Source organism: Flavobacterium olei (genome assembly GCF_039749035.1).
GTDB classification, from domain to species: domain Bacteria; phylum Bacteroidota; class Bacteroidia; order Flavobacteriales; family Flavobacteriaceae; genus Flavobacterium; species Flavobacterium olei.
On record NZ_JBDKWC010000002.1, the window covers coordinates 664159 to 677541 of the forward strand.

General features: G+C 32.1%; 15 protein-coding genes, 1 tRNA gene and 1 pseudogene. 5 read left to right on the plus strand and 12 right to left on the minus strand.

The window, feature by feature from the left end; all coding sequences use genetic code 11:
- The first annotated feature begins 32 nt into the window (after positions 1–32).
- The 3 genes from ftsZ to ABEB31_RS06880 all read left to right on the plus strand — a co-directional run bounded on the left by ftsZ (position 33) and on the right by ABEB31_RS06880 (position 2820).
- A complete protein-coding gene (gene ftsZ, locus ABEB31_RS06870; RefSeq protein WP_347050606.1) occupies positions 33–2009 on the plus strand; it encodes a cell division protein FtsZ in 1977 nt (658 codons plus the stop codon).
- 204 nt (positions 2010–2213) lie between these two features.
- Positions 2214–2663, plus strand: a complete 450-nt coding sequence (locus ABEB31_RS06875) for a GatB/YqeY domain-containing protein (RefSeq protein ID WP_347050607.1) — start codon at positions 2214–2216, stop codon at positions 2661–2663.
- An 83-nt stretch (positions 2664–2746) separates the two neighbouring features.
- Positions 2747–2820 (plus strand) — tRNA-Arg (locus ABEB31_RS06880).
- 234 nt (positions 2821–3054) lie between these two features.
- Here ABEB31_RS06880 and ABEB31_RS06885 read toward each other — a convergent pair.
- The 10 genes and pseudogenes from ABEB31_RS06885 to ABEB31_RS06930 all read right to left on the minus strand — a co-directional run bounded on the left by ABEB31_RS06885 (position 3055) and on the right by ABEB31_RS06930 (position 10276).
- A complete protein-coding gene (locus ABEB31_RS06885) occupies positions 3055–3231 on the minus strand; it encodes a hypothetical protein (protein ID WP_347050608.1) in 177 nt (58 codons plus the stop codon).
- Positions 3232–3716: 485 nt separating this feature from the next.
- The gene (locus ABEB31_RS06890; protein WP_347050609.1) at positions 3717–3923 is read right to left on the minus strand and encodes a hypothetical protein; all 207 of its coding nucleotides are present in this window, start codon (positions 3921–3923) and stop codon (positions 3717–3719) included.
- 182 nt (positions 3924–4105) lie between these two features.
- Positions 4106–4537, minus strand: coding sequence for a hypothetical protein (locus tag ABEB31_RS06895; protein WP_347050610.1), 432 nt, complete (start codon positions 4535–4537; stop codon positions 4106–4108).
- A gap of 262 nt (positions 4538–4799) precedes the next feature.
- Positions 4800–6008: an outer membrane protein assembly factor BamB family protein gene (locus ABEB31_RS06900; protein WP_347050611.1), complete on the minus strand. Its 1209-nt coding sequence runs from the start codon at positions 6006–6008 to the stop codon at positions 4800–4802.
- 61 nt (positions 6009–6069) lie between these two features.
- Positions 6070–6249 carry a hypothetical protein gene (locus ABEB31_RS06905; protein WP_347050612.1) on the minus strand — a complete coding sequence of 60 codons (180 nt, stop codon included), beginning with the start codon at positions 6247–6249 and terminating at the stop codon, positions 6070–6072.
- Positions 6250–6283: 34 nt separating this feature from the next.
- A complete protein-coding gene (locus ABEB31_RS06910; RefSeq protein ID WP_347050613.1) occupies positions 6284–7138 on the minus strand; it encodes a tol-pal system YbgF family protein in 855 nt (284 codons plus the stop codon).
- Between the two features lie 152 nt (positions 7139–7290).
- Positions 7291–7761 carry an Mpo1 family 2-hydroxy fatty acid dioxygenase gene (locus ABEB31_RS06915; RefSeq protein WP_347050614.1) on the minus strand — a complete coding sequence of 157 codons (471 nt, stop codon included), beginning with the start codon at positions 7759–7761 and terminating at the stop codon, positions 7291–7293.
- A gap of 47 nt (positions 7762–7808) precedes the next feature.
- A pseudogene (locus ABEB31_RS06920) lies at positions 7809–8324 on the minus strand (DUF2199 domain-containing protein).
- 10 nt (positions 8325–8334) lie between these two features.
- Complete coding sequence (locus ABEB31_RS06925; protein ID WP_347050615.1) at positions 8335–9573, minus strand: DUF3754 domain-containing protein; 1239 nt, start codon at positions 9571–9573, stop codon at positions 8335–8337.
- A 244-nt stretch (positions 9574–9817) separates the two neighbouring features.
- Complete coding sequence (locus ABEB31_RS06930) at positions 9818–10276, minus strand: hypothetical protein (RefSeq protein WP_347050616.1); 459 nt, start codon at positions 10274–10276, stop codon at positions 9818–9820.
- 256 nt (positions 10277–10532) lie between these two features.
- Between ABEB31_RS06930 and ABEB31_RS06935 the strand changes: the two genes are divergently transcribed.
- A complete protein-coding gene (locus tag ABEB31_RS06935; RefSeq protein ID WP_347050617.1) occupies positions 10533–10952 on the plus strand; it encodes a DoxX family protein in 420 nt (139 codons plus the stop codon).
- Between the two features lie 269 nt (positions 10953–11221).
- On the plus strand, positions 11222–11467 hold the full coding sequence (locus ABEB31_RS06940; RefSeq protein WP_347050618.1) for a hypothetical protein: 246 nt from the start codon (positions 11222–11224) through the stop codon (positions 11465–11467).
- Between the two features lie 161 nt (positions 11468–11628).
- Here the strand turns inward: ABEB31_RS06940 and ABEB31_RS06945 are convergent, their stop codons facing one another.
- A complete protein-coding gene (locus tag ABEB31_RS06945; protein ID WP_347050619.1) occupies positions 11629–12876 on the minus strand; it encodes a WG repeat-containing protein in 1248 nt (415 codons plus the stop codon).
- A 36-nt stretch (positions 12877–12912) separates the two neighbouring features.
- Complete coding sequence (locus ABEB31_RS06950; RefSeq protein ID WP_347050620.1) at positions 12913–13377, minus strand: hypothetical protein; 465 nt, start codon at positions 13375–13377, stop codon at positions 12913–12915.
- Between the last annotated feature and the right edge of the window lie 6 nt (positions 13378–13383).

The following is a 13383-nucleotide window of genomic DNA, read 5'->3' on the forward strand; positions in this document are numbered from 1 at the left end:
TGTACTAAATAAGAATTTCAAAAACCAAAAAGATGATGAGCAACTCAGAATTTGGAAGTATTTCATTTGATTTACCAAAAAATCAGTCAAATGTGATCAAAGTAATAGGTGTAGGCGGAGGCGGAAGTAACGCGATCAACCACATGTTCAAACAAGGTATTAAAGGGGTAGATTTTATCGTTTGTAATACCGATTCGCAAGCGCTTCAAAATAGTTCAGTGCCAAATAAAATCCAGTTAGGAGTTAATTTGACTGAAGGATTGGGTGCGGGAGCAAATCCGGATGTTGGACAACAATCAGCTATTGAAAGTATATCTGATATTGAAAAAATGCTGGACAGAAATACCAAAATGGTATTTATTACTGCCGGTATGGGTGGTGGAACAGGTACAGGTGCGGCTCCGGTAATTGCACAATTAGCCAAAGAAAGAGAAATATTAACAGTTGGTATTGTGACAATTCCGTTTCAGTTTGAAGGGAAAGTACGTCAGGAGCAGGCTATTATCGGAATCGAAAAATTGCGCAAGCAAGTCGATTCGTTAATTGTAATCAACAATAACAAATTAAGAGAAGTATATGGAAATCTTGGTTTTAAAGCCGGATTCTCTAAAGCGGATGAAGTTTTGGCAACTGCCTCACGAGGAATTGCTGAAGTAATTACACATCACTATACTCAAAATATCGATTTACGTGATGCAAAAACTGTTTTGTCAAACAGTGGAACTGCGATCATGGGATCTTCTGTAGCAGCAGGTGAAAACAGAGCAAAAGACGCAATTGTTTCGGCTTTAGATTCGCCGTTGTTAAACGATAATAAAATTACAGGTGCCAAAAACGTATTGTTGCTTATCGTTTCTGGAACTAACGAAATTACTCTTGATGAAATCGGAGAAATTAACGATCACATCCAGGCTGAAGCAGGTTACAATGCCAATATTATCATGGGAGTTGGTGAAGACGAAACTCTTGGTGATGCAATTGCGGTAACTATTATTGCAACTGGTTTTGATGTTGAACAACAAAACGAAATCGTAAATACAGAGCCAAAAAAAATCATTCATACCTTAGAAGATGAGCAAAGAAGCGTTCATAATTTAACAAACAGACCACTTACTTCTTTCGACTTAACAGCTGATACACCAACAGCAAAAACAGAAGAAAAAGTTGTCTTTGAATTAATGGATGAAGATGAAACTTTTACTCCAACTCCAACTGCTCCTCAGGCTGTTGCTCCAGCAATTAATCAGGAAGAATTGGTTGTTATGTCTGAATTTATCAAAAATCTGGATGTAACTTTTGAAATTGTTTCGCCTATTACAGACATCGATTTTACTATTTCTGCACCTGAAACACCAGCAGCAAGAGAAGTACAGCAGCCTGCACAGCAAAGAGTATTTGAAAGAGAAGAGCAGACTACTTTTTCTTTTGATCTTCCTTTGTTTAAACAAGAGCCTGTAAAAAGAGAACCGGTTATTGAAGATAACAGAGTTTTATTTGAACTTACAAATGAAACCCGTGAAATAAAAGTAAACGATCCTGTGCAATTTGTACCGGTAACGGAAGTTGCAGATAACGGAATCATCAAATATTCTCTGGAAGAATATATGGAAGTTGAAAATGATTTATTGTCTTCTAAACCAGTTGAAAAAGTAATAGAAACCGTTCCTGAGGAATTGAATATCACTTTGAAACCAAGAGTTGATTTTGCAAGTCAGCCTGATTTATCTACTACTTCTGAAATTTCTCCTTTAGAATTAACGATCGAAGAAACATTACGTCTGAGAGCTGAAGAAAGAAGAAAGAAACTAAAAGAATTTAATTATAAATTCCACAATAATGTTTCAAGAATTGATGAGTTGGAAAAAGAACCGGCTTATAAAAGATTAGGGATAGATTTGTCTAACTCGCAATCCAACAATACAAATTCAAGAATTTCTGTTGGAACAGACAGCAATAATGATTTACAATTACGTTCTAATAATTCATTTTTGCACGACAACGTAGATTAAATTTAAAATCATAATATTGGGTAACCCGAAAATTGGATTTAATTTTCGGGTTATTTTTTTTATCTTCGCACAGAATTTAGAAATTTGACTTCCGTACTTAGTTTTAAAAGTTAATTTTGTGAGTCAGTTCAGGAGAATTTAAGAACAGCTTCTACATTAAATAATCAATTTATAAGCTTAGCTTATTTATATAAAGACATAAACATGAGTTTACAAACACAAATCATGGACGAAATTAAAACGGCCATGAAAGCAAAAGATACAGTTGCATTAGAATCTCTAAGAGCAATTAAATCTGAATTGTTATTGGCATCAACAGCTTCAGGATCTAAAGAAGATTTGTCTGAAGAAGACGAAATTAAATTACTTCAAAGATTAGTTAAAACGCGTAAAGAAAGCGCGAGAATTTTTACAGAACAAAACCGTCCTGATTTAGCTGAACCAGAATTGGCACAGGTTGCTGTAATTGAGAAGTTTTTACCGGCGCAATTAAGCGAGGAAGAAGTAGAAGCTGTAATAGCAAAAATCATTGCTGAAACCGGGGCTTCAGGAATCGCTTCAATGGGGAAAGTAATGGGATTAGCATCTGCTCAACTAGGCGGAACTGCTGAAGGAAAAACTATTTCTACAATAGTAAAGAAATTATTATCTTAAAAAATTTTAGATTCTAAAAATTCAGATTTTAAATTTCCAATAAGTAATCTAAAATCTGAATTCTGAAATCTACAATCATAACCGACCGCGTAGTTCAACTGGATAGAATATCAGATTTCGGCTCTGAGGGTTGGGGGTTCGAACCCCTCCGCGGTCACTATAAAAAATCAAAAGCCTGCAAAGTTTATATTTTGCAGGCTTTTTTATGGTTCGAAAAGTTCCAATATTTTCTTCTATATCTTGAAAAGGTCTATATTTAGAGGAGTTTTTGGTTCGAACTCCATCATGGATCTATAAAAGGTTTACGATTTTCTTTCAACTTTTAAAGGAGTTAGCACATCAATTATGCAAATTGACCAACCAGTTGTATTAGCAGTAAAGTGTAGTTAATTTAATCGTAACTCAATTTGATTTTTGTTGCTCCATTTTTTTTATAACACTTCAATATGTTTTTCAGTATTTCTAAATCTTCAACTAAAGCTCCACTACTTAAATATTTTTTATCGTATCGATAGCCATACATTGGATTATTTTCATATTCTTGTTCTTTAGCTTTAATCTTCTTCATTTCATTTGTATCAGAAGAAAATGCATATTCTAATTTTATAGGATTGTATTTTACCTTTTCGTAATATTTTAGATTTGTATTAATTTTTAAAATTAATTTATCTATTACAGCTTAGAATGTGGTTCTGTTTTCCAATACTCATCTGATGATTATCCATATAATCATATTCTTGAAATGTAGAGATATCAATCTTTAGAGTTTTTTCTACTTGAGTAACCATGCTTTTATCTCCAAAACCTCCAATTTGTTCAGAAAAAATCATAATCTTGGAGGAAATCATCTTTGCATTTTGTTTTCACATTAGCTTCAATTGAATAATCCATTCCAAGATCTATAAAACTAAATTAATAGCGACTACTACTATTGTTATAAATTTTCTCATTGTTTTTTGGGTTTTCCTTTACATAACGTTATCGTACTATAAATGGTTTGAGACTAAATTAAGTCTTTTCGAATTTGGCACTCGAGAAATAGCTTTATTCATCTCATTGTTCTTTAATTTCGTTCCATCGTTTTTCTAGTTCATTCAATTTCGTTAAGAAATCCTCATCTTCAAGATAGAATATTTTTGGATTAGCTTCTTCAGGCTTTATTATGCACATAATAAGTTGTCCTAATCTAAAATCAGGATTTGAAAGCCAGAGATTTTCAAGTTTTTCAATAATGGGTTTTATTCTGTTTTTATCTCGCATATTTTAAATTTCTTTACACTTGACAGTTTTCGAAATGGCTTATAACGTTTTGACTCTACAAGCGGTTTACGGGCTATGAAAATAATTGTTTTTCTGTTTAACTAAAATATAAATAAAAACAATAACCCCACTAAATCCGAAAATCGATTGAAAGAACTGTTATCTAATACTTTTAGTACGATTTAAATTTTCAGCCACCATTTCATTGTTTTTATTTTTTCAACTTGGATGTCATTCAATTTTTGAGCATCAAATTCAGCCAATGTATTTTTGAGCGATTCGAGCCCATAATTTTCTTTTAGCCAAAAAGGGAATTCTTCAACGCTTTTGTTCCAATTTTCGATTGTAGATTTTAGGACAATATTTAAATCAATTTCTGTCTTTGGTTTTAGCGTACTTAATATTATTCCAGCATATTTTTGGTCGGTATATTGAGTGTTTGGTCTATTTACATTTTTGAATATTTTAATTATGGCTTCGACAATTAGTTCGTCCATAACGTTATCCAATCTATCAATAAGTTGTCGTATTCTTAAATCTCCTATTTTATCGATTAAGTCAATAGATAAATAAAATTCTTTTTGAAAATCATCTGCTGTTTTTGGTATGTTCATCTTGTTTAAGCTTCTTGCTAACTTATATGCATGTCCGACATATACAAATTAAATATATATTGGCTACACCTGACAAATCTCAGTATTTTCTTCTTTTCAAAAATAAGCTTTTTATTTCATTACTTAGGAGTGATTTAGATTTACACTCAAATCTCACAAAATTTGAATTCATTTAAAATTTGTAAATCCTCTAATAAATGGTTCGAATTCTGCACCGTCAAGGTGACTGAATAAAAAAGCTTCCTAAAAGGAAGCTTTTTTATTATCTGATAATTTTTAAATGAGCACTATAAATGTTATCTAAAAGAGAAGTTCTCATATAATAGACATTTTCGTCTTTTTCCTGTAAATCAAACTGAATTAACCCGGCATCACAATAATAATAAAGTAAATTATCATCAGCAGGGAATTCAAAATTTGAAATCGGTAAAGTTGTTAATTTTACTTCATACGCCGTTTCGCCATTTGTCATGTCCAGCTCAAAAAGTTTGGCTTTACGGGTAAATCCCCAAATATTATTGTTTTCATTCACTATATATTCGACATTATCGTCTTTAAAATCGGTTTTCCATAACTGCGTTCCCGTTTTAGAATCGACGGCATATAAAGAAGAAATGTTGGGTCCCTGTGCCGCAAAGTAGATTTTTTTGTCTTTGCAAAATACACGGTCTTTTACATTAAATTGATTTTCATCCAGCTTAAACTGCCATAAAATATCCAATTTTGGAGTCAAAGCAAAAAGGATATCTTTTTCACCGGCAACAAATATATTTTCGCCATCGGTTACCGGTTTTCCATTCATGATCTGATCAAAACTTTTCTGGTTAAGAACTTTTCCTGTGTTGGCATCAAAACTATAAATTGTAGAAACGCTTTGTGTAAAGATTTTATTGTCAAATAAAAGTAATGTAATATCATTGGTTGGAGAATCGAATCTATAGTTCCACGCTAAGCTTCCGTCTTTTAAATCAAGAGCATATAAATTGCTGGTTTGATTTTGATTTTGAGCTGTTATATATAATTTTCCGTTACTTATAACCGGAGTCTGATCTTTTAGAACAATTTGGTCTGTAATATTTCCTAGTCTTGATTTCCAAAAAAGAGCACCGTTCTGATTGTCTACGGCGTAAATTTCGCCATTAATAAACGGAACATAAACAACTCCATCCTGCAGCGTTACCTTATTTGCACACATTTCAGCATGAGAATCACTGGCTTTTACAGTCCAGTTTATAGATTCTGTTGTTAAATCAAATGAAAAAAGATTTCCGTCGTAATCATAAATGAGGATAGACTCACCATCTAACGGAACTTTCTTAAGCGTTTTTAAGGCTTTATTAGTGACCATGTCACTAACAGATAATTTGCTATTTGTATAATTAGTCTGCCCGGGTTTTGCCTCGTTCGGCGTTTGGCCAAACATATTTATAATATTAAATACAAATAAAATTATTGTAATTCTTTTTTTCATTTTTAAAATTTTGATCATCCAGTCAATTTATGTGCATTGTTCTAAATGAAATTTATAGATATTATTTTTTAGAGTTTTTAATAATATAGTAAACCGAAAAAACAAAAACAATCGCATAAATAACCGCCATTGCAGGATTTTCGAATTTAAGAGTTTTAACATCAAATTGTTTAAACAAAGTTACACCCAAAATGATAGCGATAACCCAAAAAACGAATGTTATTGATTTGTTGTTTTCCATGCTTACAGTTTTAATATGTTTTCAATCTTTAAAATTACAACTTCTCTTGTTCCGCTCTTAATTGTTGTGGAATATTTTCGTTTTTAAAGTTTTCCTTAAATATATGAATTAAAGAAACGGTTGGGCTTTTTGGATATTTTTTTTCAAATCTGTTAAACTCCTGAATGTTCTCCGGATAAATATACACATCATTTACTTTTTCATATGTTGGGGTATTATCCTGACCAATCAGATAATCCATTTGATAGTTCTTGTATTCTTCTTTTACCGACGGAATTAGTTTTGAATTTGGATACTTGTTCATAAAATTTTCCCATGAAATTATCCGGTCTCCCAGATCCTTGAAGGTTATAATAAGTCCGGCATCTGCAGAATACGGCATTTTGTTTTCTTCACTTTTTAAGAACAGATATTCTTTGTAATCGGGTGTAACATAATCTTTGAAAATAGCATAATAAAAGTCGCTTCTGGCGGTGATTTCAACATATCCTTCTCCCAGTTCATCAAATTGTAATTGATGTTTTGCCAGTTTTTGATCGAGAAGTTTAATTTCTTTTTTATCAGCTTCGCTTTCGCTATAAAACTTGTCCAGTAGTTTAGCTTCCTTTTCGTCTATTCTGCCAAGCAAAATCCCGTTTTCCTCATAATATTTTTCGTATAACGCATTGGCTTCTTCTTTAGAAAGCGATTTAAGCTTTAAGATTATTTCGTTTTTGTTTTTTGAAAATAATTCTGCTAAATCTGAATCGGTTTGTGCTATTGTTGCAGAATGATCCTCCTTTATGCTGTCTTTTCCTGTTTCCGTTTGGGTTGGAATGGCTTTATTATCTTTTTGTTTGCAGGCAGAAACTAATATAGCCAAGATTATAAAACTGAAGATTTTTCTCATTTGCTGACTTAAATTTATTCTGCTAATATAAAGATATTTGGGCTAATATTTTACGCATAAAAAAGGACAAAAATCTTATTCGTCACTTCTTTATATATTGGTTTTATTGCAATTTTATTTTGTTCGTCAATAATGAAGTTCAGTCGCCGTAACTAATTATTCTTTTTAGAAAATAAATTTTCTAAAACCCAGGCCGGACCGATTAATAAAAACTGCAGATCTTTTAAAAAGGAAGGTTTTTTACCTTCAATATTGTGTCCATAAAATTGTCCCATCCACGCTAAAGCGAAAACGACAACGGAAAATATCCATAAAGGAACAAACTTACTGATGTAATAATTGACAATAAGGCAAAGAATTGAAAATACAGCAATTTTAAACGTCATTGAAATTGACAATCGAATGTAGAAAACGAGAACCAAAAGCAACACCACAAAAGCCCAGTTTTCTATAATTGGAGCATTTAATTGAACCGTATTCGATATAATAGCAGAAGGAATACTCATAAGCAACCCGACAATCGAAAAGAAAATCGCGGGAACGCAGATATAATGTATCGCTTTGTTTTTAGGATTTTGGTGACTTACGGCATATTCTGCAAACCATTGTTCTAATGTTCTCATTCTTTGGTGGTTTAATAGTTAGTTGCGTAAATCTAATAAATTTTCTCCTAGCTTTTACCGTGCTCAATTTTCATAATTTCATCAACGATCGAAATTGCTTTTTCAAGCGTAATTCCGTTTTCCTGATCGATTTTTAACGGATGGTTTTCTTCAATGATTTTTATTTCCGGAATTAAACCTAAACCTTGCTCAATAGCGATTGATTGTAGAGATAAAGTTTCGCCATAGGTTGGAACATTGGTCTGCATCCATCCAAAATAAGGTTCCTGATTGATTCTTTCTGCGTCTTCCCACAAATCCATCCGGATACAGAAATTGTTTTCACTGATTGTGGTCCAGACATTAAAAACCAGGTCTTCATGATAATCGATAATCGGAATTGTCAATCTTCCGCGGTGAAAAAAATGCTCCTCGTCGACATAGCATCAGCTGCCGCCATATTCAATACGTTTTTCCCTTTCGTCCGGCGGAACAGAAAAATAGTAAGCGGGATAGTCGTTGCCAAAACACAAAGGCATTTCATCAAAAATTTCTCCACAGCAGGAACATTTATATTGGGACATTTTTCTTTTTTTAAGAATTTACCTTTTGATTGTACTGAAAAACATTGTCCCATAATGCATCAATAGTGACAAGGGCTTTCTCTAAAGGAACTACATTCCATTTTCCATTATTTTCCATACCAATACCAATGTTTTTCAATTTCAGTAAAGCATCATTTACATCAAAATCAAGGTCGGTGTTTAATTGTGTTTTAAACCAGGATTCTATTTTATGGTCCAGTTCTTCGGCAGTTAAAGGTTTTTCACTTTCGTGTAAAAAAGTGTAGGCTAATATGGTTTCTTTTAAAGCTTCTTCTTCAGATGAATTTAAAAGTGAATAAAATGCCCCGCTGTTGTTTCCTACATTTTTAAAATACAAACTGTCTGAAAGCGTTTTAGAATACCGAATTTTTTTGTTTATAAAATTATTGTACTGGCGAAAACAATATGCAGCCAAAATGCCCAGTGCAATTAATCCCTGATTTAATGAAGTTTTGCTATTTAATAAATCGATAGTTTCTCCGGTCTGATACGCCTCATACATATTTAATAAGGCTGGAATTACCTTGGCGCTCAACAACGAAATTCCGCCAAAAAGTCCGGGAACCCAAAGCAGCATTTTGTCCCTTAAAGACATTTTCGGAATAGCGTTTGGGAAAATAGTTTCCAAATCATTTTTAGGAACACGCTTAAAAATCTTCAAAGCAATTGAACCCGGATCTATCGGCATTTTTCCTAATTTAACCTTCTTAGCCTTAAGATAATCGGCATCGCTGTAATTGAGGTAAATTAAAACGCGGTCGTAATATTCGATTTCGACTTCCTTTTTCCAGAAGATAAATTTTTTAACTTGTTCTTTTGCTTTATGATGTCCGCGCGCGTAAACTTCAAAATCTTTAAAAGCATTAAAATCGATTATCAGTTTTAGTCCGATTAAATCGGATTCTTTAAAAGCATTACTTAACGTCTGCTGGTCAATTCGATAATAATTCCCACGCTCTAAAACGGTCGATAAAGTTTTTTTGAAAGTAGAAAAGTCGCTTTTACTAATAAACTGTTCGCGTTCCTTCTCGCTGAGATCCGGATCATACAGTGCATAATTATGCTTTAGATTCCGGTTGAGATTAAAAGATTCGTAGTGGTAATAATGCTCGATAATTTCGAAAAGCTTTTTAAAATCATCAACTTTTTTAGCAATATCCGCGAAAGCGGCAATTTGCTTTTCCAGCAAAAACTCTTTGTTGAACGGAATATAATGTTCTCGGGTCATGTCGATTTCTGGACTTTAATTTCGTGGAATTTATAGAACGCAAAAATACTTCTTTTTTTTGAAGTTGTAAAGACAGAAGAGTGACAAAGGGACAAAGTAACAAAGGGACAAAGTAACAAAGGGACAAAGGGAGAAAGAAACAAAGGGACAAAGGGGCAAAGTGATAAATGGACAAAGGGACAAAGGGGCAAACGTATAGAGTAGTAACACTAAGGGGTGATTCCGCCAAAGCGATCACATTCCATTAAATCTGGTTTTTAAGTTCGATAACGCCCTGAATGTATTTTGTTAGTTCTTCGCGGGTTACAGCAAACGAAGCTTTTTCGGCTTCTGCTTTAAGATAAAGACTGGCAATACTTTCGGCATTCATGTTTTGAGAGACATGATGATGTTGTGCGTATTGAATAAGATGATCAACAAAAAGTTCGCGTTGTTTTCCTTTTTCTATTGTTTCCGGATCGCCTGCTTTTATTTTTTCAATAACACTTTCTGGCAGATCTATGGTAAGATACATGCAATCTATTGCGACTTTTGAAAGTAATTCTTTTTTGACTTTTCCTGTGGCTTCGCAATATGCACACGGAGCGGGAACCCATTTTAATTGTCTGTTTAAACGAGCAATATCTTCATGGCTGACAAATCCTTTGCCAAGACATCTCGGACATTTGACAGCCGATCTTCTAAATAAATTAAAAATGCGCATTTGGTTCTGAAAGTTAGGGGTTTGGTTAATTGCGAATTTAAATAAATAAGTAAGAAAAATATACTTTAAATGTGTTTTTTTTAATAAAACAATTACTATAAGAATTACAACGGGGTTTCAGTATTAAGAGGCTCATTAAAATATATTTAAAAGCTACATGGAGATTACACAAAAAAGCCTGTTAACCTTAGAAAACTTATTATTGAATATCCCGTAAATTTGAATGAGGAAATAATATCAAAAAAACCTTTCAAATATGGAAAATACAAACACTTCAAGATTTCAAAATATTGTTCGAATAATACTAGGATTGTTTATGATAATGGCCGCTATAGGACATCTTACGTTTCAGAGAGCAGAGTTTCAGGCTCAGGTTCCCGAATGGGTTCCGCTAAGCAAAGATTTGGTTGTTATACTTTCGGGAATTGTAGAAATTATTTTAGGTCTTGGAATGGTTTTTCTAACGAAATACAAAGTGAAAGTGGGAATCGCACTCGCTGTGTTTTATGTGCTGATTTTCCCGGGTAACATAGCACAATACATAAACGGAACGTCTGCCTTTGGACTTGACACTGATCAGGCTCGATTGATAAGACTATTTTTCCAGCCTGTTTTGATTTTCCTGGCTTTATGGTCGACTGGAGCACTTAAGGTATTGTTTGGAAGTAAAAATTAGCAATTTAAATTTGTAGGAAAATATCTTATTTTTTATTCTTTGCAGTACTTTAATTTTGTACGTTTGTCAACGACAAAACATTATTAAGGATTTATTTCCTGAGACTTTTTATAAGTTTAAATAAACGAGCCCTCATTCACGTTGCTGGAGCTAGTGATAGCCCTAATTTCATTCCTTAAAGAATGTTTTGTCACAACCGAAGATGAGGCTTCGTGCGTTTAATTTTTTAGAACAGGACAAAAAAACATCAAAAAACAAACCGCGACGTAATGCGGGTGCTAGCAAAGTTCGTTTCAGACTTAAGTTTTGAAGGCGATTTTAAAAAACAACCAATTTATTTGCAGGAAGCTTTCGAGTTATTACTCGACACCGAATTTGGAAATGATCTGGTTTTAAGACAAAAGATGTTGAGCTGCCTCAAAACAAGCCGGGATCTGGTCAAAGTTTTATCTCAGTTCACAGATAAGCAAATTCAAAAAGTCTGTAATAATGTGATAATGGTGAAGGCTATTTAGGTTTTTATCGTTTTGAAAAGAGAAAGCTCCGTTTTTGCGGAGCTTTTTTATAGAAGGACATTTCATTTGATAATTTGCTAGCGTGAGCGCGTCGCGCCACAATCAAAAATAATTTATAAGCTTTATGTTAACGAGCGAGGATTTACTGAAAGGAAGTTACGTTATTCTGTAAAACGAATTAATTTTTCACTTTCTAACCATAACTGTTTATAATTTATAGGAATAACTTGTTCTCCTTTTCTATTTATAAATCCAGCTTTGTTATCTCTTTGTACGTAAGCCATGTCCTTTATGAAAGGATATGCATAATCATATATTGCTTGTACAATAATTTTACCCGAGCTATTAATGAAGCCAAACTTCTCATTTTTTTTGAATACAATTAAATTATCTGAATCAATAGGAAATATTAATTTGTCTAAGTTAAATTGTATTTTCGTTTGATTATGTTTATCTATTGCTCCATAGAAGCTTTCTTTTTGGACAAATGCAATGCCGTTAAAAAATGGAAAAGCATCATCATATTCAAGAGGAATAATTATTTTATTTAGTTTATCTATAAATCCCCATTTATCTTTTTGCTTAACAAGTATTAGATTCTCAGAAATCGCTTTGATCTTGTCATATATTAAAGGAATTATTTCTTTACCGGATTTATCAATTAAACCGAATTTTTGATCTTTTTCAGCCAAAAGAAAATCTTCGTTTTCAAGCAAATCGATGTTATCATATTTAGGCTCAATAATAATTGTATTGTCAATTTTTACTATACCTTTAAGAGAATTGCCATCGATTGTTTTTTCATAAACTAGTAGAGAATCTTTATCAAAATACTCACTTTTTATATCATACTCTAAATTTTTATTGAATATAATTTTTCCTTTATTATCCAAAATATGTCCAAAGTTTCCAGATATAAGGCCACGAAAGTGATCAAATCCAAAAAAAAGAATTGAATTGTATTTGAATTCTGTCAAAGGTGATCCTTTTCGATCAATTAATGCATATTTTCCATTTTTTTTTGCAATCCCAGTATTGTTGTAATAAAAATAAGTTTCATCATAATTTTTAAATAAAACTTCAATTCCTTTTTTATTAATATATCCATAAGTTGAATCTTTTATAATATTTGCAAATCCATTATAAAAATCTGAAGCCATGTTATAAATAGGCTTAATTACTATTTTTCCTTTATTATCCATGAAACCAATTTTAGAATTGCTTTTTGGTTGTGGAGTGAAAAAAATTGTTTTTATAAGATTTTCTGGCAAACAATTGCTTTTAGTTTTCGAAGGACTTTTTCCAAGGAAAGTCAAAGTTTTTACATCGGGTTTGATTTTTCCCTGCGAAAATGTGTATTGATGTATTAATAAAAATTGTATAAAACAGAGTAATATTTTGTATTTCATGATTTTCTATTTTTCATTAAGATATTTCCATTAATTTCATTCACTTACAGGACAATAGTTTAAAAGAAAAGTACGATAGATTTTTATATCACCTCTTTTCTTTTCGCTTAAGTCAATAATGTAAAAAACTTGTGATTTTGAGAACATATAGCAAACAATATATTCCTCATTAAAATTTCTTAAAAAATCAGCAGTTATTATGTTGCTTTTATATTTTTTTAAAAAGGATTTGTTTTCTATTCTGGTATCAATAATCGGATGGTTTTTGTCAGTATAAGAATTTTTACGATCAGGCTTACTAAAGATCAGTTTTTCTTGTTGATTATTTTTATTAGAATTCAAATAGAAAAAATATTCCCTAAAGTTTTCTGTATAAATAGTTCTTTTTGATTTTTTAGCTTTTTTAAATAATACGTAGACAGTGTCAAGTTTTTTTACTTGATTCATATCCTGACTAAATGCAAAATTTGTTATAAAAATAAAAAGGATTATCTTTTTCATTGTTGA